The sequence below is a fragment of the Streptomyces sp. B6B3 genome (assembly GCF_039871525.1).
GTDB lineage: Bacteria > Actinomycetota > Actinomycetes > Streptomycetales > Streptomycetaceae > Streptomyces.
Map to the genome: position 1 here is coordinate 456,248 of NZ_JBDPLU010000004.1, position 24,544 is coordinate 480,791.

Genomic DNA, 24,544 nt, shown 5'->3' on the forward strand with positions numbered 1-24,544 from the left:
TCACGTCTCGGTGATGTCTGGGTGATGGGCGAGCCGGGACAGCAGCAGGCGCTTGTCCGGCTTGCCGCTCGGCGCGACCGGCGGTTCGGCGATCGCGGTCAGCCGCACCGGCGCGCAGGCGGCCCCGAGCCGGGCGGTCACCAGCGCGCGCAGCGCCGGCAGACGGGGCGTCCGGCCGGTGGCCGGCACCACGAACGCGTGCACCGCCTCGCCGGTGTCCTCGTCCGGCACGGCGACCACGTACGCCTCGGCGACGTCCTCGTGCTCGGCGATGACCCGCTCGATCGGACCCGCGTAGTGCAGGTTCGCGTTGACGATGACCACGTCCCGGGTCCGGCCGGTCAGGTGGAGCCGGCCGTCGCCGTCGAGGTGGCCGAGGTCGCGGGTGCGCACCAGGCCGCCGGTGAACACCTCCGCCGATCGGGCGGGTTCGCCCCAGTAGCCCGTCGCCTGGGCCGCGGTGCGGACGAACAGCTCGCCGTCGACCCCGGCCGGGACCGGCGCGCCGTGCGCGTCGCGGATCCGCACCTCGACCGCGGCGGGCGGGACGCCGACCGATCCGGGGACGTCGTCCGGGGTGGCCATCGCGATCATGCCCGTCTCGGTCTGGCCGTAGCCGTGGAACACGACAGGACCGAGGACGTCCAGCGCCTCGCGGTGCCGGTCCGGCGTCAGGGGCGACCCGGACACCATCAGTGCGCGCAGCGTCGACAGGTCGGCCGGATCGCGGCGTTGTGCGGCGACGAGCCTCGCCAGGCGCGGCACGGTGATCACACTGGCGGTGCCCCGCAGCCGAGTGATCGCGGCGGCGAGCGAAGCGATATGGGGGTCCCCCCGGCCGGAGGCTGGGGGAGGGTTGTCGGCGACGACCGCGGTTCCGCCGGCGGCGAGGGTCAGCACCGCGTACTCGAACATCACCTGGCTGGACAGCGACCCGAACACGAGGAAGCGGTCCAGCCGGGCGGCCAGCGCGCGGATGGCGGGCGGCCACGCCGCCGGCCGCGCCGCCCACGCGGCGGTCATCGCCGCGTAGGTCTGCGCGCACGCCTTGGGCGTGCCGGTGCTGCCGCTGGTGTGGAGCAGCCGGGCGACGTCGTCGGGCCGACCCTCCGGCGACAGGGGCGCGGCCGGGGTCGCGCGCAGCGCGTCGACGGTGAGCGTGCGCTGGTCGCGCCGCGTGGTGGCGGTGACTCGGGGGGCGGAGCCGTCGGTGAGCACCGCGGCGATGTCGAGGCCGAGGAGGTGGCGCAGATGGGCGTCGGGCAGGCCGGGACGGACGCCCACCACCCGGGTCCCGACCGCGTGGGCGGCGAGGATCGTGGCGAACGCCTCCGGGGTGACGCCGAGCAGCAGGGCGACGCCGTCACCGGGGCGCAGCCCCTCGTTCCGCAGTCCGGCCGCGATCCGGGCGACGAGGTCGAGCAGTTCCCCGCCGGTGAGCGTGCGGTCGCCGTGCTCGAACACCGGCCGGTCCGCGGCGGCGGCGAGCGCGTCGAGCACCGCGCCAGGGAACGGACGGGCGTCGGGCCCTGTCTCCGTTTCGAGCACCGTCTCGGGCCGCGCCTCAGGCCCCGGCAAGGCATTCCTTCACGAACAGGGCGAGCGGCTGCTGGTGCACCGTCGGCAGGTCCCAGTGGTTCTCCAGGTTCTCGGCCAGGTGGTGGGTCGCGGCGAGCGCGCCGTCGCGGTAGTGGCGCACCACCGGATGCAGGTAGCTCGCGTCGTGCGCGTTGGCGGCGTCGTTCTCCGCGACGCGGGGGATGGAGATGTCGAACGGGTCCACCGTGTCGTGGTCGGGACCGTACTGCAGCGTCGTGACGAACCGGTGCTCCGCCGGGCCGAGTCCGCCGTCCGCGACGTAGGCCACCGGCACCTCCTCGGCGTACCGGGCGGTCGCGCCGGACACCGTCACCACGTCGCCGATGACCCCGAACTGCTGCCACACGGCGGAGGACCGGTTCACCCGGGCGACGATCGCGTCGCTGATCGCGTCCGGCGACGCGTCCAGTGCGGTCGTCGGCCACGGGGTGTCGTGGTGGCGGGCGCCGAGGATCCGGTGCAGCGCGCGGGCTCCGTACCGGAAGCCGTGGATGAACCCGTTCGTGGACTTCTTGAAGTCGCGGGCCTGGGTGAGCGTGCCGGCGAAGTACAGTCCCGGCACCGTGGTCGACTCGTAGGCGGACGTCTGCTCGGGGAACCGGTCCTTGATCACCAGTGCCGGACGGCAGCTCTCGTCGAACACCGAGGCGTCGAACCGGAACCCGGTGCACGCGATGATCCGGTCGTACTCCAGCTCCCGCAGCCGCTCCACGGTGCGGGCGTAGCGGAACACGACGCGGAATCCGCCGCCGGTCCTGGGCTCGATGCGCTCGATGGTGCCGTCGAGGACGGCGTTCTCCGACTTGAGCTGGTAGGTGTCCAGGAAGTTGTTGTTCACCGCGCGCAGGTGCCCGACGAAGTGCGTCTGCCACGCCAGCCGCACCGAATGCGGGCCGGCGACGTGGATCACCGCGGCGTGCTCCATGAGCGAGTCCGCGGTCTCGAACCCCGAGTTGCCCTTGCCGATCACCAGGACGCGCTGGTCGGTGAACGACGCCGGGTCGGTGTCGAAGGTGTCGTAGCGCTCGACGTGTTCGATGCCGGGGATCGGCGGCACGTACAACCGCGAGACGCCGGTCGCCATGACGACCCGGGCGGCCCGCCAGGTGCGTCCGCCGCGGTCGGTGACGGCGAACCCGGCGTCGTCGCGGGAGATCCGCGCGACGTCGGTGTCGTAGTGCGCCCGGACCCCGGTGGCCGCCGCGAAGTCGGCCAGATAGCGGACCAGGTCGTCCGCGGCCGGGAAGTACCGCGGGCTGTAGCGGGTGAACAGCAGCTCGGGGTCGTCGGACAGCAGCGAGTTCCAGTCCATGCGCAGCCGCTGCTCCGGGTCGGAGTAGCCGGTGTGCACCTTGTTGATCGAGATCAGGGTGCGGTGCCGCGGGAAGCGGGTGAAGAAGGTGCCGGGGCCCGGGCCCCGTTCGAGGACGGCGTAGTCGCGACCGTCACGTTCGGCCAGGGCGGCGAGCTGTAACCCGGCCGGCCCGGCCCCGATGATCAGACAGTCGTGAACCATGTGGTCGTGAACCATGTGGTCGTGAGCCATGCGGCAGGAAGCTACCCACGTGATCTCAGAACCCTCTGAGATCGGGCACCTACCGTCGGGGACGTGACTGCGACCGTTCCGACCGATCCCACCGCACCCGCCGCCCCGCCCGTCGACCTCGGCGCCCCGCTGCACGGGGACGACCTGCGTCGTGCCGCGGCGCCGCTGCCCGTTCTCCTCGGCTCCGCCGTGCGGGCGCGGGTCGACCGCGGCCGCACGTACCTGCGGTCGGTGCTCGCCGACGACGAACGACCCGTGTACGGCGCCAAGACCGGCTTCGGCGCGCTGGTCGGCTTCGCGGGCCGCGCCGACGAGGCCGACCAGTGCGACAACACGCTGGCGCATCTGGGCGCCGGGCAGGGCCCCGACCTGCCCGCCGACATCACCCGTGCCGCGCTGCTCGTCCGCGCGTGGTCCCTCGCCCAGGGCTTCTCCGGCGTCTCCGGGCACGTCGTGGACGGGCTGGCCGCGATGTTCGCCACCACGTTGGTCCCGGCGGTGCCGCGGTACGGCTCGGTCGGCGCGAGCGGCGACCTCATCCCGCTCGCCTACGCCACCCAGGCGCTGCGCGGCCGCGGCCACGCCTACGTCGACGGCGAGCGGCTGCCCGCCGCCGAGGCGCTCCGCCGCGCCGACCTGGCCCCGCTCGCCCTCGACGGCCGCGACGCGCTGGCACTGGTGAACGGCACCTCGGTCACCACCGCGGCCACCTCGCTCGCGCTCGACTGCGTCCGGGCGTCGCACCGCGCGCTCTGCGACCTGACCTGCCTGCTCGCCGACGTCCTCGGCTGCGACACGGGGTTCCTCGAACCGCGCCTGATCGCCGCCTACGGCCACCCGGGCGCCACCGCGGTCGCCACGCGCATGCGCACGACCAGCGCCGGTGCCGTACCGAGCGGCGACCGGCCCCTCCAGGAGCCCTACAGCATCCGGTGCTCCCCGCAACTGCTGGGCGCCGCCGAGGACGCGCTGCGCTACGTCGACGGCGTGGTGGCCGCGGACCTCGCGAGTGTCAGCGACAACCCGCTGTTCTTCCCCGACGACGACCTGGTCGCCCACGGCGGCAACTTCTTCGGTCAGCCCGCCGCGTTCGCCGCCGACGTGCTCGCCATGGTCACCGCGTCGCTGGGCAATCTCGCCGAACGCCAGCTCGACCTGCTCGTCGACCCGGCGCGCAACACCGGCCTGCCGCCCATGCTCGCCGCGGGCCCCGGGCGCCAGCACGGGCTGCAGGGCGTGCAGTTGGCCACCACCGCGTTCGTCGCGGAGATCCGCCGCAACGCCGTGCCGGCCAGCACCCAGAGCCTGCCGACCAACCTGCACAACCAGGACGTCGTGCCGTTGGGCACCCAGGCGGCGCTGCGCGCCTACGACCTCGCCGAACTGCTCTGGCTGCTGTGCGGCTCACTCGCGCTCGGCCTGCGCCAGGCCGTCCACGTGGGCGGCCGCCGCCCCACCGCGGCGAGATGCGCCGCGCTGCTCGACGCCCTGGCCGACGCGATCCAGCCCGTCGACCCCGACCGCCCGCTCGACGCCGACGTCCGGGTCGCCGCCGAGCTCGTCACCCGGACCCGGTGCTGACCCGTCCCTCTCCCCGGCCCCGGCCACTGCCACGGCGCCAGGGCCGGCGCCGGGGCCCGGGCCGGCCACGGGCAACCGCAGCGTGAACCGGGCGCCCCGGCCCGGCCGGCCGGTCGCCTCGACCGTGCCCCCGTGGCTCGTCACGATCTCCCGCAGCAGCGCCAGCCCCAGCCCGAAGCGCCGGTCCGACTCGCCCGGCCCGCGGTGGAACCGGTCGAAGAGCCGGTCCGCGTCGGCCGGATCGAACCCCTCGCCGGTGTCCACGACGGTCAGCTCGACGTGCCGGCCGCCCACCGGCCCGAGGCGCACCTCGACCCGGCCGCCGGCGGGGGTGTGTCGCACCGCGTTCGCCAGCAACTCGTCGACCACGCGCCGCAACGCGGTCTCGATCCCGGTGACGACCAGCGGGCCGGCGGTCCGTTCGACGGTCAGCGCGATCCGCCGCTCGCCCGCCCGGTCCGTCTCCGCCGCCACCGCGGACTGCGCGAGGGCGGCGAGGTCGACCACCCGCCCGCCGAGTGCCTTCGACCGCTCCGACAGCCGCGCCGACAGCAACAGGTCGTCGACCACGTCCCCGATCTCGCGGATGGAGCCGGCCAGCTTCGCGAGCCCTTCGCGGTGTTCGTCGGGAAGGTCGGCCACCGCGGCGCGGCGCGCGAGGAGTTGCACCCGCGTGTGGGCCCGCGCGAGCGGCGTGCGCAGCTCGTGACTCGCGTCGGTGACGAACCGTCGCTGCCTGGCCAGCGCCTCCGCCAGGGGCGCGACCGTGCGCGTGCCGACGAGCAGTCCCGTGACGACCGCCGCGAGCAGGCCACCGAACTCCGCGATCGCCAGCGCCGCCAGCAGGTGCCGCCGGTCGGCGATCTGGTAGCGGGTGTCGAACACCGCCTGCACCGTGCTGCCGCCCGCTCCCGGCCGGGTGAGCACCAGGTACACCGTGCCGTTGCGCCTCACGGTGCGCTCGATCTCCTCGCCCGACACCCGCACCGCGTCGAGGTCGCCGCGCAGCGGGAAACCCGCGGGCGCCGGCAGCACCCCGCCGTCGACGTCGCCGCCGTCGAGGGAGAACAGCCACGTGCAGCCCGGCGGTGTGGCCGGCGTCCCGTGCTCGGCGTTGTACCGCAGCTCGCGCTCGACCTGCACGTCCTGCGCGTGCTTCATCACCGCGTAGGCGACCCCGCCGACGACCGTGACCAGCACGGTGATCGCCAGCCCCACCAGCACGCTGACCCGCAGCCGCGCCCGCCAGATCACCGCCCGTTCCGCCTCGGCCCACGAACCACTCACAGCGTCCCCAGCCGGTAGCCGAGCCCCTGCACCGTGTGCACCACCGAACGGCCGAGCTTGGCCCGCAGGTAGTACACGTAGGTGTCGACGATCGACGCCGCGGACGCGTCACCGAACACCGTGCGCCGTAGCACGGCCCGGGTGTGCACCGTGTCCGCGTGGGTCGCGAGCACCCGCAGCAGCGCGAACTCCCGCGCCGAGAGCGGCACGTGTTCGCCGGTGGGGAGCACGGCCTCCCGCTGCACGATGTCGAGGTACCCGGAGCCGATGGGCAGCGCGTCGGTCAGCTCCAGCGCCCGCCGGCACAACGCGCGCAGCCGCGCGCTCAGCTCGTCCAGTTCGAACGGCTTCACCAGGTAGTCGTCCGCGCCGGCGTCCAGTCCGTCGATCCGGTCGTGCACGGTGCCCAGCGCGGTGAGCATCAACGCCCGGGTCCGCACGGCCCGCGACCGCAGCCGCACCAGGAGGTCGAGACCGTCGAGGGCGGGCAACCTGCGGTCGATGATCACGACGTCGTACGGGCGGGTCAGCCCGAGGTGTAACCCGCGGTGCCCGTCCAGGGCCACGTCCACGGTGTAGCCCTCGTCGCGCAGCGCGCCGGAGAGCAACTCGACGAGCTCGTGGTCGTCCTCGATCAGGAGCAACCTGCAGCGGTCGGCCTGTCGGAACCGCGTCGTGCCCTGCACACTCATGACATGCCACTCCCGCACTGCGGTCGATGCGAAGTGTCCGTGAGCACACCGGAGTCGGTACTGGGCACGGGCGCGACGGACATGGTGTGTTGCGAGCTGCGATCAATATAAGCAAGCTCACCCGCCCCACGAGCACCCCGCTTTCGGACAGGCCTGGCGCGTTCCACACGTCGAGCCCGGAGCCGGACCGCCGGGGCCACGGCGGCGGGTCCCGCCCGCACGGCCGTACGCCCCGCCCCGGCCGGTCGCCGCCGGGCCTCAAGCCCCGCCAGGAATACCAGTGCGACGCGGAGCGCATTCGCTCCCCGACCCCGACCGCACAGGAATTCCGCACGTATATCACGTCGAATATTTCATACTCCGCTTTCCTGGTTCTTTCTCGACACTTTCCCGCGGAACCGATTGGAATTTCCCTCGTGGATTCATTATCGTGAGGCCCATTAATCGTCCCATCACAGCAATGACGGGGGAACATCCATGGGCACACGCATGAAACTCATCGCTCCCGCGGCCGCGATGGCGGCCGCCCTGCTGCTCACCGGCTGCGGCGACGACGACGAGGGCGGCGGCCTCGGCGGCGGCGGTCTCACCGGCGGCAGCCTGACCGGCGGCGGCGGCGGTGAGGACAGCGGGGGCGCCGGGCTCCCCGACGCCGACGAGCTCGAACTCGAGACCACCGGCGGGTCCAGCGGCATGCCCGGCGATGGTGCCGGAGGCGGCGAAGGCTGGTACGCCCACTGGGAGGCCGACGGCGTCACTCTCTACACGACCCAGGACGGCATCCTGTACGGGAACTCCGGAACGGGCAGCGTCTGCTCGCAGGAGCCGGGAGTCACGGGCAGCCTTGACTGGGAGCCGGTCCTGTTCTCCTGTGAGCCTTTCTCCTTGGAGAATGTCACGCTCCGGCTCAACGGCGACACCCTGGCGATCGAATGGGACGACCGCACCGAAGAGTTGTCGAAGGTCGAAAGCCTCGTGGGCCAGGACGTGGACCTCACCTCCCTCGAGGCGACCATCCTCAACTGACCCGAGACCGTGGGTGCCGGCCACCGCCACGGCCGCCACCCACGGTCTCGGGAGAGAAATCGGCACGGGCGTTCAGCAGTTTCCACTTCGCTGGGTCGCGTCATCGAGTTGGAAGTGCCAGACGACCACGACCGGGGAGTCGTCCAGGGCCGTCGCCGAGGCCTCCGGGCACCAGTACGGCAGGTCCCAGGAGAGCTGCGTCGGCAGCGGATCCGGGGCGGTGTCGGGGTCGAAGCTGGGGCGGGGGCGGCGGGGCTCCTCGCAGTGCCGGACCTGGAAGCCGAGCGGGAGTGCGGCGGCGAGGTAGGCGCTGAGCGGGCGGTGGTACTCGGTCAGCAGGGCCGGGCGGCCGTCCGGCCCGACGCCACGGGGCAGGGTCGGGCTGAGGTAGGGGACGAGCGGATGCGCGTCCGAGATCACCAGATGCCCGCCCGGTCGCAGCACCCGTGCGAACTCGGCCAGCACGGGGACGAGTTCGGGTACGTGCGTCAGCGCGAGCGCGCACACGACGGTGTCGACCGCGTTGTCGGCCAACGGCAACCGGTCCAGGTCGCCCGCGCGGAGGTCGACGTCCGGGAGTTTCCTGCGGGCCCCGGCGAGCATCTCCGCGGAGGCGTCGACGCCGATCACGCGGTGGCCGAGCCGGTGCAGATGGGCGGTGTGCCGGCCGGTGCCACAGGCCGCGTCCAGCGCGACGCCGACGGGCAGCCCGTCCAGGATCCGCTGGACGACGGGCTGCTCGATGTCGATCATCTGATTGCCGGGAGCGTCGTAGTGCGCCGCCCAGGACCGGTAGACATCGGCCGTGCCGATCGCTCCGCGGGCCGCCGTCACGCCCTCGGCCCGCGCCAGCGCCGGAGTGTCGAGCAGCCCGCGGATCTCGGCGATCCGAGCCTCGACGAACGCGCGGTCCGCGCTCCCCTCCCGGAGCCCCCGCAGCAGGGCGACCCCCTCCAGCCCCAGCAGGTACCCCAACGCACTCAGATAGGTCACCCCGCGGACGCTACCGACCCACGATCAGCCGACTCCACCGGTTTCCGGCGTGCGCGGGTCGGCCGGCTCCTCAACGGCGCGGGGTCTTCTCGCCGTGGACGGTGGTGTATTCGGCCGCGAGCCAGGGGGCCAGGTCGTCGATCAGCAGGCTGAGTGTCGCGGGGTCGGACGACGGGGTGCGGCCGGTGGTGGCGGCCAGGTGCATCTGGTCGGCGTGGTCGGGGTAGTAGCGGGCGAAGAGGTCGGCGGACTCGGCCAGGTCGCTGGTCCAGCCGCCCCAGCGGGGCATGACCAGGGTGAACCCGGTGCGCACGAGTCGGCGGCCGACGCTTCGGCTGAGGGTTTTGCGTTCGGCCTCCGTGCCGGCCGCGGCGGCTCGGGCCCGCCAGTCCGGGAGCAGGAGGGCGAGGTCGCCGTTCGTCTCGCGGGCCAGCAGCGGCGTTGGGCGGTAGCGGGGCAGGTGGCGCGCCAGGTCCTCGCCGAGCAGCGGAGTGCACAGGCAGGCGACGAAGAAGCCGAGGTCGTGACGTTCCAGGTCGCTCAGCACGGTCCGGGTACTCAGCAGTCCGATCCCCACCCCGTCGATCTGCGGGAACGCCGCATCGAGCGCGGCCTCGACGGCGTGCGCGTCGGCCCGGTCCACGTCAGTCGGCTCGTCGTGGAGGACGAGCAGGACGTCGAGGTCGGAGATCCCGGGCAACGCGGCGCCCCGGGGAACGCTGCCGTAGAGATAGGCACTGTGCAGCCGGCCGCCGCCGAACGTCCCGGCCACGCGGGAACGGGCGGCCTCGACGACGGGCTCGAACGTTGCCGACACGCGGTCCAGAGCACCCTCGCGGGCGATCGTCCCGTCGGGATCCAGCCCTCGCCCGCTCATGGGATCATCCCGCCCCGCTCGCGTGGCGGTCGATCAGGCCGGCGAAGGCGTCGAGGACGCGTTGCAGGCCGAAGGCGTAGGCGTGGCCGGGATCGTAGGCACTGCCGTGTGCGGCGCCCGCCGCCGCGCCGACGCGGACGGCGGTGGGGTAGACGTTCTCGTCCAGGACCTCGGCCAGGAGCGGCGCGCTGGCCTCCCACCACTGCTGGTCGTTCATGGCACCGTCGTGCTGGGCGGTGCGGGCACACGCCTGGACGAAGGTGAGCAGGTAGGTCAGGCAGTCGTCCATCTCGACGTCGCTGAGGCCGAGGCCGTCGAGCGCGGACAGCTCGTGCTCGTACTTCGACATCTGTCCCGGCCCCAGGAGCGGCCGGGCGGTGGAGACGGTCGCGGCCCACGGGTGGCGTTCGAAGAGCGCCCTGTTCTCCTCGGCGACGGCGGTGACGCGTTGGCGCCACGGCTGTCCGGCGGTGTCGGTGCGCGGCATGCGGGCATAGGCGGCGTCGAGCATGAGGTCGAGGAGCTCGGCCTTGCCCGGGACGTAGGTGTAGAGCGTCATCGGCACCACGCCGAGTTCCTTGGCCACGCGGCGCATGGTCGCCGCGTCCAGGTCCTCGGCGTCGGCGACGGCGGTGGCGGCCTCGACCACCGCGTCGATGCTGAGCCCGCGTCGCGGTCCTCGGCGAGGGTCGGGAGAGGAGCGACGCCACAGCAGTTGCAGGGTGCGAGCCGGGTCGCCCGCGCTGGTTCGTTCCGTCGGCACGGGGGCATCCTCTCGCAACCAATCTTCTTACGATGTATAATGTACGAAGTACAGAGTTTGGCTCAACGATGATCACCGATGTTGGAGTCTCTTTGAAGATCACCTCCAGTGCCGTATCGCTCACCGTCGACGACGTGGCCGCGTCCAGCGCCTTCCTCGTCGAGCACTTCGGCTTCCGCGAGGAGATGGCCGCGGACGGCTTCTCCTCCCTCACGCGCGACGACACCGGGATGAACGTCATCTTCCTGCGACGCGGGCTGGAGACCCTCCCGGCGGACCAGCGCGACGAGCACGCCGCCGGCCTGATCCTCGCCTTCGTCGTCGAGGACCTCGAAGGCGAACTGGCGCGGCTGCGTTCCGAGGGCGTCACGATCACGATGCCGCTGACCGACGAGGAGTGGGGCGAACGCGCCTTCCAGGTCCGCGACCCCAACGGCGTCATCGTCCAACTGGTCGACTGGAACGCGCCCACCGACGGCTGAGCCGCTCGGGGGCCGCTTCCCGGCATCGGGAAGCGGCCCCCGAGTCGTGGTTCACCCGTATCCGAACTCGATCGCGTCGAGGTACGCGAAGAAGGCGACGAAGAGCGCGCAGGCGACGGTGAACGCGATGGCGATGCAGCCCGTGACGATGCCCGCGACGGCGGTTCCGTCGTTGTCGGCGCGCCCGGCCCGCACCGCCTTACGGCCCTTCAGGCCCAGGATGATCGCCGGGATCCCGCCGATGAACAGGAAACCGAACATGCCCAGGAGGCCGAGCCCCAGCGCGGCCACGCCGAGGTGGTTGTCCGGCATCGGCGGCCGGACCGCGCCCGGGTAGGCCGGCTGAGTCGGTGGGGGCGCGGCGGGCGGCGGGGTCCAGCCGGCGCCCTGGGGTTCGGTCATGAACGGCACGCTACCCGCCGGCCATCAGGGCCGCTCCTAGGTGGTGGGCACCGGGATCGGCAGATCCTCGGTGAGCGTGATGGACCCGCCCGTGGGGTTGGTGAGCGTGAGGGTGGCGGGCTCGTTCATGCCGGGGCCGTCCGCGTCGTCGAGTTCGTAGGCGAGCCTGCCCTGGAAGACGTCGAGGAAGCTCTCCTCGAAGGCGGCCCCGTCCTCGGCGCAGCCCGTGTCCGTGCTGACCACCTCGCCCACCAGCAGGGTGGCGCCGTCGACCGTCACGTCGGAGCCGTAGCGGCACCCGTACGCGTCGAGGAACTCCCGCACGTCGGGCACGGCCAGGTGGACGAGGGTCAGGCCAGGCGGCCGGGGGTGCTCGGTGCCGTCGACCGTGACGTGCTCGGGAAGCCAGCGGGAGTCCGTCAGCTGCTCCGCGACGCCGGCACCGTCGTCGGCACGATCACCCGCACCGCCGTCGGGCCCGTCGTCGGCACCACCGCCGGTGGGGGTGCCGCTGCCGGCGCCGCCCTCGGTCTCGGCCTCGCAACCGGCCAGGGTCGCCATGACCGCGAGGGCCACCGCCGCCACCGGGAGGAGCCGTCCACGTCGCATGCCGCTGGGACGTTCGACGCCCGCATCGGGTTCCACCCCACGGGTCATGGTTGTTCGAGGAGCCAGCCCGAGGCGACGGCGTCGGGCCGGTCTCCCCGCTTGGCCTGACCCATGCGTTGGGTGATCAGGTCATACAGACTCGTCTGGATGTCCAGGTTCACCCACTCGTCGCCCACCTCCTCGTCGACCCCCTGCCAGACGAGGCCGAGGTAGGGGCCCTCCCGGATGACCTCCAGAAGCGCCCGGGGATTCCCCCCGTTGACGACGGTGGTGTAGTCGTGGAAGCCGAGGGCATCGTCGCCGACGTCGTAGCCGAGGTCCTCGTCCCCGGGTTCGATGGCGGGGCCGAGGTTCAGCCAGTCGTGGCTGTCGGCGTAGTAGGCCTCCACCGCGTTGAGGGCGTCCTGGGCGGACTGGGCGCTGTCGTAGGCCAGGGTCTGGAACTCCAGCGCCCAGTGCTCGTCCGCCGTGGTGTACTCGACGTCGCCGTATGCCTGGAGGGATTGGCACAACGCCTCGATCGCGGCGCACACGTACGCCTCCGGCCCGGTGCCGGTCTCGGGCTCCTCGCTCTGGTCGACGAACCTGGTGCCCTCCATCGCCCGCGGGTCGGGAAGGATCGCGGCGACGGTGTCCGCCGTCGCGGGCAGGGCCTGTTCCCACTCCCGCGGCGCCGTGGCGTCCGGGTCGGGGGACGCCGTCTCGGGGGCGGGTCCGTCGAGCCGCTCGTACCGCTCCGCGGGGCCCAGGTTCGTCGCGTTCTCGTCGTCCGGCAACGGCTGCGCGATGGGATCGACCGTGCACCCGTGACGGGCGGCGGACTCCGCCACGAACGCCTCGAACGCCTCGTCCAGCGCCTCGGGGTCTTCCGGCTCCTCGTTCCCGTGCCCGCCGGCCATGGCGGAGTACCAGCCCTGCCGCTGCGCCCCGGGGCAGGTGGCCGTGGCGACCTCCGAGTACTCCTCCGCCCAGGGCTCGTCCTGGGCGAACGTGGCGGCCGCGCTGTAGTTGGCGGACAGCCGGTAGGTCTCGTAGGGCGGGCCGGTGGTGTGGATCTCACACTGCTCGGTCAGGGCCCGGCCGGCCGGCCACTCCGTGACCTGGCCCGCGCGCAGTTCGCGAGCCAGGTCCTCGCTGAGGATGCCCTCGCAGGTGCCGGCCGCCTCCCCCACGGGCGTCGACGTCGGGCCGCCCTCCAGCACGGTCACGGACTGCGGGACGTCTCCGGTCCGCTCGTCACACCCCTGTGCCCGGCCGGCGTTCTGCGCGAGGCGGGCGGCCACGACGCCCAGTTGCGCGTACTTCTGCTCGCGCAGGTCGGGGTCCTCGTCGTCCCAGGAACCCGAGACGATGACCATCAGGCCTCCCCCGGGCTGGTCGGCGCAGTCCACCAGCAGCGTGGCCGTTCCCACTCCGGCTCCGGATGAGTCGGGGTTCAGACCGTAGCTGCCCACCCAGCCGGCGCCGAACGGCACCGTGTCCTCGACCGACTCGGACAAGAGGTGGTCCTCCGCCCCGTCGACCGGGGCGATCACGACTCCGATCGACGCCTCCGCGTCGGCCTCGGAGTCGGTCACGACCGGCGCGATCCGGCACTCCACCGCCCAGGTCTCCGCCGGGGGCTCCTCCCGCGTGACCGCCATGTGGTCGGTCTCCAGGAAGGTCTTCGCCGCGTTCACGGGCACCGTGTCGTCGCAGCGCTCGCCCAGGTCATCCACCACCGGATCCGAAGCCAGCACGCGGCCCCCCAGGAAGCTGGCCCCCGCGACCACGACCACCCCGACCGCCACGGCCGCACGCCGACGTAATAACACCACGCCACCCCCGCCTGTCTAACGCCTCGTGATGAACTACCGCCCCGCTGTCACCGTAGCAGTATCGAATACGCTTTCGATCATGGCCGGCGGCGGGGCCATCGCCGGGCCGGAGCCCTCGGATCAGGACGGCGCCTGGTCGGCCGTCAGCGGCGGGAGTCCCAGGTCCCATTCGGCGTAGGACTCCGGGCGGGCGCCGGAGTAGTCGGCCGAGATGCGTGCGCAGCCGGCTCGGGCCTGGCTCTCCAGCCTCGCGCCGGCGTACTCCCCGGCCTCATCCCAGGCCACGCCGAGGAACATCGAGTAGGACATCCCACCCCGTGCGAGGGCGACGTACGTGCGGTCGGCCCGCGTGGATTCCTCGGTGACGCGCCATCCGTCCGCGACCAGGGCGTCACGCGCCTCGTACATCGCGTCCGCGATCGCGTACGGCGGCATCTCCACCGCCCAGGACTGGGACATGCTGTAGACGTCGGGCGCGTCGGGTGGGGACGGATTCCACCCGGCGTCCCACCTGCCACGCTCGGGGCACGGGCTCCCCACCACCCAGACCTTCTCCTCCCGCGTCAGGTCCAAGGTGCCGTAGACGGTCTGAGAGGCGGCGTGCAACTCGCCGCCCACTTCCGCGGGGTTCGCCACCGGGTACGGCTCCGCGTGCCACCACCCAGGCACCTGCCGCACCGCCAACACCGCCACGAGGACCACGAGCACCGCGGCGACGACCAGCGCCCCCCGCCGAGCCCGGGCCACACTCCCCCACCTCACCCTCATTCCGCGGACGGTACGCCGCCCGGCCACTGCGGCACCATCCGTCCACGTACTCACCTGGAACCTGAGTACCGCCAGCGAGACCGGCCCGCGGACGTTGCCGACCGTTCACCTGACCCATCCCCACGACCGCGACTCCGCCTGGGTCGACTACCGCACGGCCACCAGCCTGCCGATCTTCCCGCCGATCGGCCGGGGAGCTGAGTGCACTAGCCGAGAGGTTGTCGCCGGTGAGCCCCGAGCGGCCGCTCGACGAGGTAGAGCAGCCCGGCGACCACGCGCTCGTCCCACGCCGGATGGTCGCGGACCTGGAGCAGTTCGCGGCGGGGTCGGTAGCGCATCACCTGCCGCCGCCAGCGCCCCCGCAGCCGGATCGACAGCGGATGCCACACCTGGATGGGGTTGAGTTGGCAGTAGCTGGCGACGTAGGTGGCCAACTGGAGCGGCAGGCTCGGCCACCAGAGCCACCACAGCAGGATTCGGCCCTGCCGCCCCACCACCGCCCGCTCGGCGTCGGCGGCCCGTACCGTCCAGCGTGGCCGCCGCAGCCGCCATAACGACCCGTACCGGTGCTCGACGGCAGCCAGCAACTCACCGTCGGCGTCGGTGATCTCGTACTCCGCGTGTCGCGTGGCGAGCCGGGCGCGGCGTACCCGGGCGGCGGGTTCGCCCTGCGACTCGCCGCACCACAACGCGACGTCGCGCGCCGCGAGGCGAGCGGCCCGGTCGGCCCTCTCCGACTCTCGTTCACCCCCCTCGGGCGCGGATTCCGCCAGCCAGCCGACCGCCCGCCGCCCCCGTCGGCGGGCCGGGCCGCGCCATACACCCTTCTCGGCCACGTACACCGTCGTCCGCGACGGCGGCGGCCCGCCCCCTCGGCCCGCTCCCCCGGCGCCCAGGTCCTTGACCCGTTCGGTGACCAGCCACACCAGCATGGCGCCCCCTCCCAGTAACACCATGATGTCGCGACGTCACGCCCTCCCGCGCCCGCTCCGCGAACTCGACGGTTCTGTCACGGTCCTCGCAAGTGGTTAACCAATGGCCAATGCATGGCTAATCTGCCTCCGACGCACCGAAGTTACCGCGCGGTTCACTTGCCGCGTGGCCGGTGGGTCAGACCGCCACGTGCACCCCCACATCAGGAGGATTCGTGCAGAACCCGTCCCGAGCACAGGGCAGGGCCCGCATCACCGTCTCCCTCACGGCCGCCGCCACCGCCGTCGCGGCCACGCTCGTCGCGGCCCCGGCGGCGTTCGCCGACGCGCCGCAGCCGCGCATCGTCGGTGGCGAGCCGACCACGACCGACGCGTACCCGTTCATCACGCAGATCACGGACACCAACGGCTTCCAGTTCTGCGGCGGCACCCTGGTGGCTCCGAACAAGGTCGTCACCGCCGCCCACTGCCTGCAGGGCGAGCGGCCGGCCACCATCGAGGTCGTCGGTGGGCGCACCAACATCGACGGCACCGACGGCACCGTGTCCGCCGTCACCGGCATATGGCGGCACCCCGAGTACGACCGCGTCAACTTCGTGAACGACGTCGCGGTGCTCACGCTCGCGGACGCGATGCCGTACGACACCCTGCCGATCGCGCAGGCGGCGGACTCGGGCCTCTACGAGGAGGGCACCCTCACCCGCATCCTGGGCTGGGGCGCGACCAGCAGCAACGGCTCCTACCCCAACCAACTCCGCACCGCTGAGGTCCCCGTGGTCTCGGACGAGTCGTGCGCCGCGGCCTACGACCCGGGCTTCGACGCCGACGCGCACGTCTGCGCCGGCTACGAGGAGGGCGGCGTCGACACCTGCCAGGGCGACAGCGGAGGCCCCCTGGTCATCGAGGGCCGGCTGGCCGGCATCACCTCCTTCGGCAACGGCTGCGCCGAGCCCGGCTGGCCGGGCGTCTACACCCAGGTCAACACCTATGCCGACCTGTTGACGGAGCAGATCAACTCCTGACCCGCACGCCGCGACACGCGTCTGGAAGAGGGCTGCCCTCGGCAGGGTCTCCCCGTCCGAAGGCAGCCCGCACCGGGCTACGGCCGGAGCACGATCTTGCCGTGGGTGTGCCGCCGTTCCAGCTCGCGGAACGCCTCCCGCACCTGCTCCAACGGGTAGGTGCGGGCGATCGGCACCTCCAGCTCCCCGCGCGCGACCAGCCGGGCCAGCTCGCCGAGCACCACCGCACACGACGCCGACGCCTCTCCGTAGGTCCGCGCGCCCTGGCCGCGGCCTGCCAGTCGCGGATGGTGTTGATCCGCTCGGGCCGCACGCCCAACTCCACCGCCAGATCCACGTATCCGTCGCCGAACGTGTCGATGAACGCGTCGACGTCGACGCCCCCGTCGGTGGCCCGCCGGATCCGCTCGGCCACGCCCTCCCCGTACGCGACCGGAACGACACCGCGCTCCGCCAACCAGGCGTGGTTCCGCTCGCTCGCCAGCCCGATCACCGTGGCGCCGCGCCGCCGCGCGAGCTGCACCGCGAGCGACCCGACGCCGCCCGCCGCGCCGGACACCACCACCGTGTCGGCCGGTCCCGGATCCACCGCGAACACGCTGGCGTACGCCGTCGTGCCGACCACGTACAGCGAACCGGCCACGTCCCAGGGCAGCCCCTCCGGGCGGGAGACCAGGTCCACGCCGTCGACCACGACGAACTCCGCGTGGCTCGCCCGGTCACCGGTGAAGCCCAGGACCTCGTCGCCCACCGCGAAGCCGCTCGCCCCCGGGTCGGCCGCCACCACGACGCCGGCCAGATCGCTGCCCTGCCCGGAGGGGAACGTCGTCGGCCACAGATGGTGCAGCGCGCCCTCCCGGATCGCCGCCTCGCCGGGCTGGATCCCGGCCGCGCGAACCTCGACCAGCACCTGCCCGGCCCCGGGCGCGGGCCGCGCCACCTCCTCCACCCGCAGCACGTCGATCCCGCCGTACTCGTGGAACCGGACCGCCTTCATCGTGATCTCCGCACCTCATCGTTCGGACAGGCCTCGGACAGCCCCGCGGGGCCATTCTCGAAGACCACCGACGGCCGAGCTGGAACGACACGACGTCAGCGGCGTAAGGCCGCCGTCGCGAAGCTGCGGGCCGCCGGCGCCGTCGAAGTCGTTCCTCAACGCCGTCACCGTGCAGCACGCCCGGCAGTTCGCGACAGCAACATCCTGATCAACGCCGCCTGCCCGGGCCTGGTCGCGACCGACTTCACCGGCTTCCACGGGCCGCGCACCCCCGAGCAGGGCGCGGCCACGGCGATCCGGCTCGCCACGCTGCCCGACGGCGGCCCGACCGGTTCGTTCTTCGAGGACGCCGGCGTCGTCCCCTGGTGATCCCGAAGCCGTCCCGTACGCCCGCGGTTCGTCAGAGGCTGGGTGGTTCGGGGCGCACGACGCCGTTCTGGTAGGCGATGACCACGAGCTGGGCGCGGTCGCGGGCGCCGAGTTTGGTCATGGCGCGTTGGATGTGGGTGCGGACGGTGAGGACGCTCAGGACGAGTTCCTCGGCGATCTCGTCGTTGGACCTGCCGTGGGCCGCCAGGACGGTGACCTCCTGTTCCCGGGGGGTGAGGTCGGCGAGGCGTTCCGCCGGGGCGAGCGGCGGCCCCGAGGCGGGGGTGGTGAGGAAGCGGGCGATCAGCGCCCGGGTGGCTCCCGGTGACAGGAGGGCTTCGCCCGCGGCGACGGTGCGGATCCCGTCCAGCAGCGCGTCCGTGGTGACGTACTTGCCGAGGAAGCCGCTGGCACCCACGCGGAGCGCCTGGGCGACGTACTCCTCGGTCTCGAACATGGTCAGGATGAGGACCCGGGTGCCCGCGAGGTCGGGGTCCGAGCAGATGGCGGCGGTGGCGGCGAGGCCGTCGGCGCCGGGCATCCGGATGTCCATGAGGACGACGTCGGGCCGGTGGGCACGGGCGAGCTCCACCGCCTGGTGGCCGTCGGCGGCCTCGCCGACGGCCGCCATGTCGTCGCACGAGTCGATCAGCAGCCGGAAGGTCCCGCGCAGCAGGGCCTGGTCGTCGGCGAGCAGGACGCGGATGGTCAACGGGTGTCCTCGTGTCGTGGTCCGGACGGGGCGTCCGTCGGTGCGGCGGAGTCCGCCCGCGCCGGGGCGTCCGCCGGGGTGCGGGGCTGGAAGGGGAGGGCGGCCGCGACCTCGAAGCCGCCCTCGGGCCGAGGGCCGGCGCGCAGCTCGCCGCCGACGGAGTGGGCGCGTTCGCGCATGCCCATCAGCCCGTATCCGCCCCCGGGCATCGGCGGGACCGCCCCGCCGTTCGCCGTGCCGTCGTTGGTGACGGTGATGAGCAGCCGCGAGCCGTCGTAGCGGAGCCGGACCCGGGCCGCGTGGTCGGGCGCGTGTTTGGTGGCGTTGGTCAGGGCTTCCTGGATGATCCGGTAGGCGGTCAGGTCCACTCCCGGGGACAGGGGTTGGGCCTCTCCCTCGGTGGTGAGGGTGACGGTCAGGCCGGCCGACTCGCAGGCCGCGACCAGTTCGGGCAGGCGGTCCAGGCCCGGGGTGGGCTCCAGCGGGTCGGCGCCCGGGTCGGCGGTCTGGCGCAGCACGCCCACCGTGGCGCGGAGTTCCAGGAGCGCGGAGGTGGTGGTGCCGACCAGGTCGGCGAGGATGGAGCGGGTCTGCTCGGGCCGGGTGGCCGCGAGGTGGGCGGCGGTGCCGGCCTGGGCGTGCGCGACGGCCATGTGGTGGGCGACGGCGTCGTGGAGTTCGCGCGCGATGCGCATGCGTTCCTCGGCGACGCGGAGCCGGGCCTCCTCCTCCCGGGTGCGTTCGGCGTGCGCGGCGCGGGCCTTGACGGATTCGAGGTAGGCGCGCCGGGAGCGGCTCCAGCCGCCGAGGGCCACCGGCAGCAGCAGCCACAGGACCGTGCCCACGGTCCGGAGGATGAAGTCGTCGCCGAGCGGCGCGGCCGCCAGCGAGGTGGCGAGCAGCAGGGCCACGGTCGCCGAGCCGTAGAGGCCGGTGGTGCGCGAGTCGGTGAGCGCGGCGAGCCAGAACAACGCCGTCATGACGGGGGCCAGCAGCAGCGGGCTGGGCAGGTAGCCCAGGGCGGTCAGCACGGCGGCCGCGACGGCGGTGACCGCGAGGGTGGCGCGCGGGCGGCTGCGGCAGGCCAGGACGGCCACGCCGGAGACGACGATGATCCAGGCGGGCCAGAGGGCGTGCGGGGGCGAGGAGTCGGACGTGCCGATCTGGGCCCCGAAGAGCGCGCAGACGCACAACGCCACCGCCGTCACCACGTCAGCGGCCCGGGCATGGCGTTCCGCGTACCGTTCGAGATTGCTGGTCATCGTGCTCTCCGTGAGGGGCGTGCCGTGCGGGGCGTGCCGAGGTCCATGGTCGCCGATGCGGACGAGGACGGGCCCGCGGGCGGAGCCGGTCACACGCGCGCCTCGACCGGCCGGTCCGGAGCGGGGCCGGGACCGGGGCCGGGGCCGGGGCCGGGGCCGTCGGACGGCGCGTGGCCGAGCGTTCCGCCCTCCACGTCGACGCGGGGCAGGGCGCGACCCAGCCACGTCGGCAGCCACCAGGCCCGGTCGCCGAGCAGCGCCAGGACGGCGGGCACGATCGCCATCCGGACCACGAAGGCGTCGAAGAGCACCGCGGCGGCCAGGCCGAACCCGAGCATCTTGATCATCGAACCCTCCTCCCCGATGAACCCGGAGAAGACCGCGATCATGATCAGCGCGGCGGCCGTCACCACCCGGGCGCTGTGCCGGAACCCGGACACGACCGCCTGGTCGGCGGACTCCCCGCGGGTGTACGCCTCCCGCATCCGGGAGACCAGGAACACCTCGTAGTCCATGGCCAGCCCGAAGACGATGCCCATCAGGAAGATCGGCATCAGGCTCATGATCGGCCCGGTCTGCTCCACCCCGAACAGGTCCGCGGCGTGTCCCTGCTGGAAGACCAGCACCATCACGCCGAGCGCCGCCAGCACCGAGAGGACGAAGCCCAGGGCCGCCTTGACCGGCACCAGCACCGAGCGGAAGACCACCAGCAGCAGCACCACCGCCAGGCCGCCCACCACCGCCAGATACGGCACCAGCGCGGACTGCACCTTCGCCGCGACGTCGATGTTCAACGCGGTCGTGCCGGTGACCTCGAACGTCGCCGACGCCTGCTCCTCCACGGCCGGACGGTCGCCGCGGATCGTCTCGACCAGATCCTTGGTCTCCTCGTCGGTGGGGCTGGTCGACGGCGTGGCCCGGAAGACCGCCGTGTCGCCGGCCTCGTTGAAGCTGGCCTGTGAGACCGACACGATGCCGTCCGTGGCGTCGATCCGGTCGCTGATGGTGCGCACCGCGGCGAGCGGGTCGGCCGCGCCGCGCGCGTCGACGACGATGGTCAGCGGGCCGTTGAAGCCGGGGCCGAAGCCCTCGGCGAGCGCGTCGTAGGCCCGCCGCTCGGTGGTGGCGGTCGACTTGGCCTCGTCGCCCGGCATGCCCAGCTGGAGCGACGCCATCGGCACGGCCAGCGCGCCCAGGCCCACCACGCCGAGCACCAGCACCGCCACGGGGCGCCGCAGCACGAAACGGGCCCAGCGGGTGCCCAGGTTGTCCCGCCCGCCGGCGGCGTGGTCGCCGTGCTCGGGGGCGCCGTGCCACGCGCCGGCCCCGCGTGCCCCGCGGGCCCCGCGGACCCTGCCGGCCTTACGGGCCCTGCGGGCCAGCACGGCGTTGGGCCAGAACCCGAGCAGCGCGGGGACGACCGTCAACGCGACCAGCACGGCGACCGCGACGGCCCCGGCGGAGGCCAGGCCCATCTTCGTCAGCGTCGGGATCCCGACCACCGACAGGCCCGCCAGCGCGATCACCACGGTGACCCCGGCGAACACGACCGCCGACCCGGCGGTGCCCACCGCCACACCGGCCGCCTCCTGCGGTGCCCGACCGCGCCCGCGCTCCTCCCGGTAGCGGGACACCACGAACAGGGCGTAGTCGATGCCCACCGCCAGGCCCAGCATCATCCCGAGGGTGAGCGTGTCCGCGGACAGGCCCAACGGGCCCGCCAGCAGCACGATCCCGAAAAGGCTCACGGCGACGCCCACGACCGCGGTCAGCAGCGGCAGGCCCGCGGCCGCCAGCGACCCGAACGTGATCAGCAGCACGAGCGCCGCCGCCGAGAGGCCGACGAGCTCCGCGGTCCCGCCGGGCCCGCCGCCGGCGTCCATCGCCGACCCGCCGGTCTCCACCGTCAGGCCCGCCGCCCGCGCCTGGTCCGCCGCCTGGTCCACCGCCGCTCGGCTGGCGTCGGTGACCTCGGAGGGCTCGACCTGGTAGGTGACGGTCGCGAACGCCGTCGAACCGTCGTCGCTGACGGCCTCCGACGCGAACGGGTCCGCGACGTCGGCCACCTGCGGGCCGCCGCCCAGCGAGCCCACCGCGTCCTCGACGGCCCGCCGCAGCTCGCCCGCGGTCACCTTCTCCTCGTCCGGGGCGACGAAGACGACCTGGGCGGTCGCGCCGTCCGCGGCCGCTCCGGGAAAACGCTCCTCCATGAGATCGAACGCCTTCTGCGACTCGATCCCGGGCATCGAGAACTCCTCGTCCGAGGGTCCCGACGCCCCCGCGGCGCCCACCGCGACCGCGGCCAGCACCCCCAGCCACACCAAGACGACCAGGCCGCGCCGCCGAAAGGCGCCGCGCCCGAGCCGGTACAGAAAAGTCGCCACGTCAGGGTCTCCCTCTCCACAAGCGATGACCCCTTCAGGCTCGCCGGGGAGGACCCGTCCCGTCGTCATGCCGCTACGGACACTTCGACCTACCGAAACCGCAGGACCGCCTACTGAAATCGCAGTAGGCGCGGGCCCTCGCCGCCCGCCCCGACGCTCAGCGCCGCGGGCCTCCGGCGGCCCGGGCCACGCGGGCGGCGTGGACGCCCGCGCCGTACCCGTTGTCGACGTTGACGACGACGATCCCGGCGGAGCAGGAGTTGAGCATCGACAGCAACGCGGCACGGCCCCCCGCCCCCGTGCCGTAGCCCGTGCTCGTGGGAACGCCGACCAGCGGCGTGCCGCTCAGCCCGCCGACCACGGACGGCAGGGCGCCCTCCATGCCGGCGACGACGACGAGGCAGTCGGCCTCGTCGAGGCGGTGGCTGACGGCGAGCAGCCGGTGGAGGCCGGCGACCCCGACGTCGTCGATCCGCTCGACCCCGGCGCCGTGCACCCGGGCCGTCACCGCCGCCTCGGCGGCGACGGGCCCGTCGGAGGTGCCGGCGGCGACCACGAGGACCAGGCCGCGCGGCTCGGGCAGCGGGCCGAGCACCGCCGTGCCCGCGACGTCGTCCACCTCGGCCCCGGTCAGGCGGGCGCGCACCTCGGCGCGGGCGGCCGGATCGAGCCGGGTGGCCAACACGGCCCGGTTCCGGTGCCGCCGGCGCAGTTCGCCGAGGGCCGTCGCCACCTGGTCCGGCGTCTTCCCCGGGCCGTAGACGACCTCGGGGTCCCCGGTGCGCCGGGCCCGGTCGAGATCGAGGCGGGCCCAGCCGAGGTCGGCGACCGGCGGCGGTGCGGGCGCCGGCGCCAACTCCGGCTCGGGCTGCGGCTGCGGCTCCAGCTCCGGGGAGGGGCCGTGACTCATCTCACTCCTCGGTGGCGGTGAGGTGGAAGGCCGGGCTGGACAGGCGCGGCACGGCGAGCACCCGGGGCTTCCGGCCCAGGATCGCCGTCGCCTCGGCGAGCGCCTCCTCGACGGTCGCGGTGGTGCGCGCGCCCATGCCGCGGGCCAGGCCGGGGCGGCGGGCCCCGGCGACGTACACGGCCGAACTGTGCTCGCGGGCGATGCCGCCCATGTAGATCATCGAGAAGGCGTGGAAGGGGTGGTAGCCGTAGTGGTGCCGGTACCGGTAGATCCACTCCGGGTCGGTCGCGAGCTGCTCGTGGTACTCCCGCATGTCGGACGGGTGCTGGCACTGCTGGAGCACGTCGTAGGCGGCCGCGTACGGCGGGAACTCGGTCTCGTTGAACCACCCGTCGCAGACCGCCGCCGCGATCACCACGGGCTTCTCCACCAGGGCCTTCTTCGCCCGGACGACGCTGGCGCCGATGGCCTGCGTCATCAGGATCGGGTTGGAGCCCATGCCGGCGCCGTAGTGGAAGTTGCGCGGCACGCCGATGACGAGGACGTCCGCGGGCGGTCCGGGCACTCGCAGGTCGGTCCGGGCGGTGGCCAGCGGCCATGACGCCCGCTCGACGTCGGGAATGGCGCCGGCGTAGACGCCGAGTTGGCGGGAGCGGCTGTCGAGGACGGCGTCGACGGAGAAGAACGGCCGGGGCATGGCCGCCTCCATCCGCTGGCCGATCGCGGTCAGCTGCTCGCGGAAACGGCTGGTGGTGGACGCCGGCACGAAGTCGTCGCGGTAGAGGCTGCGCGGCGCGTGGTGGCTGGCGATGGAGCGCCAGGTGGTCAGCCCGGTGCTGGGCATCTTGTAGCCGCCGCTGAAGCCGCCGTAGGGATTGCCGGCGGTGTGGCCGACGAGGATCGAGAGGTCGGACTCCGCGAGCGCGGCGTTCATGCCGACGGGGTCGCCGAGCGCGGAGGTGCCGAGGTCGATGATGCCGTTCGGGTCCTCGGCGTCGTGGTTGACCAGGTTGGCCTCCGGCACCGCGTCCACCACGGCACGGCCCAGGTAGTCGACGAACTCCGCACGGCGGTTCTTGCGGTGCAGGCCGATCGCGCACACCAGCCGGATGTTCTCGCGGCGCACGCCCGCCCTGTCGAGCTGCTCCAGCAGCGCCGGGAGCACGACCTTGCGGTGCGCGGTGGCCTGGGTGCCGCCCTTGACGCGGTCGGGGAAGGCGATGGTGACGGTGCTGCCCGGGCCCACCAGCTCGGTCACGGGGTCGGAGCCCAGCGGTGCCGCAAGTGCCTCGCGGGTGGCCGCGACCGGATCCGGCAGCGGCTCGGGCTCGTGCGTGGCGGTCTCGGGCCGAACTACCACGCTGTCATCGGGCAGTTCAGCGGTCAGATGGCCGTCGCCGTACTCGAGCTCGACCTGCATCCGTTCGACTCCTTTACGCAATGGGTTGCCAGATCTACACATTACATGTAATCGTCGGCGGCCTCGGCGATGAGTGCCGACGCCCGACCGAAGG

General features: G+C 73.3%; 20 protein-coding genes and 3 pseudogenes. 5 read left to right on the forward strand and 18 right to left on the reverse strand.

The window, feature by feature from the left end; all coding sequences use genetic code 11:
• Both ABGB06_RS12240 and ABGB06_RS12245 read right to left on the reverse strand, forming a co-directional pair.
• Complete coding sequence (locus ABGB06_RS12240; RefSeq protein ID WP_347588283.1) at nucleotides 1–1,578, reverse strand: long-chain fatty acid--CoA ligase; 1,578 nt, start codon at nucleotides 1,576–1,578, stop codon at nucleotides 1–3.
• Nucleotides 1,565–3,115: an NAD(P)-binding domain-containing protein gene (locus tag ABGB06_RS12245; protein ID WP_347588410.1), complete on the reverse strand. Its 1,551-nt coding sequence runs from the start codon at nucleotides 3,113–3,115 to the stop codon at nucleotides 1,565–1,567. Before ABGB06_RS12245 ends, ABGB06_RS12240 begins: the two co-directional genes overlap by 14 nt.
• 159 nt (nucleotides 3,116–3,274) lie before the next feature.
• On the opposite strand from ABGB06_RS12245, the gene ABGB06_RS12250 reads away from it, so the two are divergent.
• Nucleotides 3,275–4,726: an aromatic amino acid ammonia-lyase gene (locus tag ABGB06_RS12250; protein ID WP_347588412.1), complete on the forward strand. Its 1,452-nt coding sequence runs from the start codon at nucleotides 3,275–3,277 to the stop codon at nucleotides 4,724–4,726.
• A gap of 75 nt (nucleotides 4,727–4,801) precedes the next feature.
• Here the strand turns inward: ABGB06_RS12250 and ABGB06_RS12255 are convergent.
• Both ABGB06_RS12255 and ABGB06_RS12260 read right to left on the reverse strand, forming a co-directional pair.
• Nucleotides 4,802–5,887, reverse strand: a pseudogene (locus ABGB06_RS12255) (HAMP domain-containing sensor histidine kinase); the annotation flags it as partial.
• A gap of 122 nt (nucleotides 5,888–6,009) precedes the next feature.
• The gene (locus ABGB06_RS12260) at nucleotides 6,010–6,705 is read right to left on the reverse strand and encodes a response regulator transcription factor (RefSeq protein ID WP_347588284.1); all 696 of its coding nucleotides are present in this window, start codon (nucleotides 6,703–6,705) and stop codon (nucleotides 6,010–6,012) included.
• Between the two features lie 489 nt (nucleotides 6,706–7,194).
• Here ABGB06_RS12260 and ABGB06_RS12265 point away from each other — a divergent pair, with 489 nt between their 5' ends.
• Nucleotides 7,195–7,731 carry a hypothetical protein gene (locus ABGB06_RS12265; protein WP_347588285.1) on the forward strand — a complete coding sequence of 179 codons (537 nt, stop codon included), beginning with the start codon at nucleotides 7,195–7,197 and terminating at the stop codon, nucleotides 7,729–7,731.
• 72 nt (nucleotides 7,732–7,803) lie between these two features.
• Here ABGB06_RS12265 and ABGB06_RS12270 read toward each other — a convergent pair whose 3' ends face one another.
• The 3 genes from ABGB06_RS12270 to ABGB06_RS12280 form a co-directional block, all read right to left on the reverse strand.
• Entirely contained in the window at nucleotides 7,804–8,724 is a 921-nt protein-coding gene (locus tag ABGB06_RS12270; RefSeq protein ID WP_347588286.1) for a class I SAM-dependent methyltransferase, read from the reverse strand.
• A gap of 70 nt (nucleotides 8,725–8,794) precedes the next feature.
• Nucleotides 8,795–9,601 carry a nucleotidyltransferase domain-containing protein gene (locus ABGB06_RS12275; protein ID WP_347588288.1) on the reverse strand — a complete coding sequence of 269 codons (807 nt, stop codon included), beginning with the start codon at nucleotides 9,599–9,601 and terminating at the stop codon, nucleotides 8,795–8,797.
• Between the two features lie 4 nt (nucleotides 9,602–9,605).
• The gene (locus tag ABGB06_RS12280; protein WP_347588290.1) at nucleotides 9,606–10,364 is read right to left on the reverse strand and encodes a TetR/AcrR family transcriptional regulator C-terminal domain-containing protein; all 759 of its coding nucleotides are present in this window, start codon (nucleotides 10,362–10,364) and stop codon (nucleotides 9,606–9,608) included.
• Nucleotides 10,365–10,456: 92 nt separating this feature from the next.
• Between ABGB06_RS12280 and ABGB06_RS12285 the strand changes: the two genes are divergently transcribed.
• On the forward strand, nucleotides 10,457–10,846 hold the full coding sequence (locus ABGB06_RS12285; protein WP_347588292.1) for a VOC family protein: 390 nt from the start codon (nucleotides 10,457–10,459) through the stop codon (nucleotides 10,844–10,846).
• Between the two features lie 51 nt (nucleotides 10,847–10,897).
• Here ABGB06_RS12285 and ABGB06_RS12290 read toward each other — a convergent pair whose 3' ends face one another.
• From ABGB06_RS12290 to ABGB06_RS12310, 5 genes are all read right to left on the reverse strand, one after another.
• Nucleotides 10,898–11,248, reverse strand: coding sequence for a DUF4190 domain-containing protein (locus ABGB06_RS12290; protein ID WP_347588294.1), 351 nt, complete (start codon nucleotides 11,246–11,248; stop codon nucleotides 10,898–10,900).
• A 36-nt stretch (nucleotides 11,249–11,284) separates the two neighbouring features.
• Nucleotides 11,285–11,857 (reverse strand): META domain-containing protein, encoded by a 573-nt coding sequence (locus ABGB06_RS12295; protein WP_347588296.1) that lies wholly within the window; start codon nucleotides 11,855–11,857, stop codon nucleotides 11,285–11,287.
• 44 nt (nucleotides 11,858–11,901) lie between these two features.
• On the reverse strand, nucleotides 11,902–13,674 hold the full coding sequence (locus ABGB06_RS12300; RefSeq protein WP_347588298.1) for a hypothetical protein: 1,773 nt from the start codon (nucleotides 13,672–13,674) through the stop codon (nucleotides 11,902–11,904).
• A 120-nt stretch (nucleotides 13,675–13,794) separates the two neighbouring features.
• Nucleotides 13,795–14,421, reverse strand: a complete 627-nt coding sequence (locus tag ABGB06_RS12305) for a hypothetical protein (RefSeq protein WP_347588299.1) — start codon at nucleotides 14,419–14,421, stop codon at nucleotides 13,795–13,797.
• Between the two features lie 227 nt (nucleotides 14,422–14,648).
• The gene (locus ABGB06_RS12310) at nucleotides 14,649–15,374 is read right to left on the reverse strand and encodes a hypothetical protein (protein WP_347588301.1); all 726 of its coding nucleotides are present in this window, start codon (nucleotides 15,372–15,374) and stop codon (nucleotides 14,649–14,651) included.
• Nucleotides 15,375–15,589: 215 nt separating this feature from the next.
• Here ABGB06_RS12310 and ABGB06_RS12315 point away from each other — a divergent pair, with 215 nt between their 5' ends.
• Nucleotides 15,590–16,396, forward strand: coding sequence for a serine protease (locus ABGB06_RS12315; RefSeq protein ID WP_347588303.1), 807 nt, complete (start codon nucleotides 15,590–15,592; stop codon nucleotides 16,394–16,396).
• A 77-nt stretch (nucleotides 16,397–16,473) separates the two neighbouring features.
• Here the strand turns inward: ABGB06_RS12315 and ABGB06_RS12320 are convergent.
• A pseudogene (locus ABGB06_RS12320) lies at nucleotides 16,474–17,393 on the reverse strand (NADP-dependent oxidoreductase).
• Nucleotides 17,394–17,529: 136 nt separating this feature from the next.
• Between ABGB06_RS12320 and ABGB06_RS12325 the strand changes: the two are divergent.
• Nucleotides 17,530–17,762: pseudogene (locus tag ABGB06_RS12325) on the forward strand (dehydrogenase); the annotation flags it as partial.
• Between the two features lie 31 nt (nucleotides 17,763–17,793).
• Here the strand turns inward: ABGB06_RS12325 and ABGB06_RS12330 are convergent.
• From ABGB06_RS12330 to ABGB06_RS12350, 5 genes are all read right to left on the reverse strand, one after another.
• A complete protein-coding gene (locus tag ABGB06_RS12330) occupies nucleotides 17,794–18,474 on the reverse strand; it encodes a response regulator transcription factor (RefSeq protein ID WP_347588305.1) in 681 nt (226 codons plus the stop codon).
• Entirely contained in the window at nucleotides 18,471–19,736 is a 1,266-nt protein-coding gene (locus tag ABGB06_RS12335) for a sensor histidine kinase (RefSeq protein WP_347588307.1), read from the reverse strand. Before ABGB06_RS12335 ends, ABGB06_RS12330 begins: the two co-directional genes overlap by 4 nt.
• A gap of 89 nt (nucleotides 19,737–19,825) precedes the next feature.
• Entirely contained in the window at nucleotides 19,826–22,120 is a 2,295-nt protein-coding gene (locus tag ABGB06_RS12340) for an MMPL family transporter (protein ID WP_347588309.1), read from the reverse strand.
• Between the two features lie 157 nt (nucleotides 22,121–22,277).
• On the reverse strand, nucleotides 22,278–23,030 hold the full coding sequence (larB, locus tag ABGB06_RS12345; protein ID WP_347588311.1) for a nickel pincer cofactor biosynthesis protein LarB: 753 nt from the start codon (nucleotides 23,028–23,030) through the stop codon (nucleotides 22,278–22,280).
• 1 nt (nucleotide 23,031) lies between these two features.
• Nucleotides 23,032–24,450, reverse strand: coding sequence for a lactate racemase domain-containing protein (locus tag ABGB06_RS12350; RefSeq protein WP_347588313.1), 1,419 nt, complete (start codon nucleotides 24,448–24,450; stop codon nucleotides 23,032–23,034).
• Nucleotides 24,451–24,544: the final 94 nt, after the last annotated feature.

Coding starts and splice junctions, on each gene's coding strand:
- ABGB06_RS12245 (WP_347588410.1), bottom strand. CDS start 3,115: ATGGTTCACGACTGTCTGATCATCGGGGCCGGGCCGGCCGGGTTACAG.
- ABGB06_RS12260 (WP_347588284.1), bottom strand. CDS start 6,705: ATGAGTGTGCAGGGCACGACGCGGTTCCGACAGGCCGACCGCTGCAGG.
- ABGB06_RS12265 (WP_347588285.1), top strand. CDS start 7,195: ATGAAACTCATCGCTCCCGCGGCCGCGATGGCGGCCGCCCTGCTGCTC.
- ABGB06_RS12275 (WP_347588288.1), bottom strand. CDS start 9,601: ATGAGCGGGCGAGGGCTGGATCCCGACGGGACGATCGCCCGCGAGGGT.
- ABGB06_RS12290 (WP_347588294.1), bottom strand. CDS start 11,248: ATGACCGAACCCCAGGGCGCCGGCTGGACCCCGCCGCCCGCCGCGCCC.
- ABGB06_RS12295 (WP_347588296.1), bottom strand. CDS start 11,857: ATGCGACGTGGACGGCTCCTCCCGGTGGCGGCGGTGGCCCTCGCGGTC.
- ABGB06_RS12310 (WP_347588301.1), bottom strand. CDS start 15,374: ATGCTGGTGTGGCTGGTCACCGAACGGGTCAAGGACCTGGGCGCCGGG.
- ABGB06_RS12335 (WP_347588307.1), bottom strand. CDS start 19,736: ATGACCAGCAATCTCGAACGGTACGCGGAACGCCATGCCCGGGCCGCT.
- larB (WP_347588311.1), bottom strand. CDS start 23,030: ATGAGTCACGGCCCCTCCCCGGAGCTGGAGCCGCAGCCGCAGCCCGAG.
- ABGB06_RS12350 (WP_347588313.1), bottom strand. CDS start 24,450: ATGCAGGTCGAGCTCGAGTACGGCGACGGCCATCTGACCGCTGAACTG.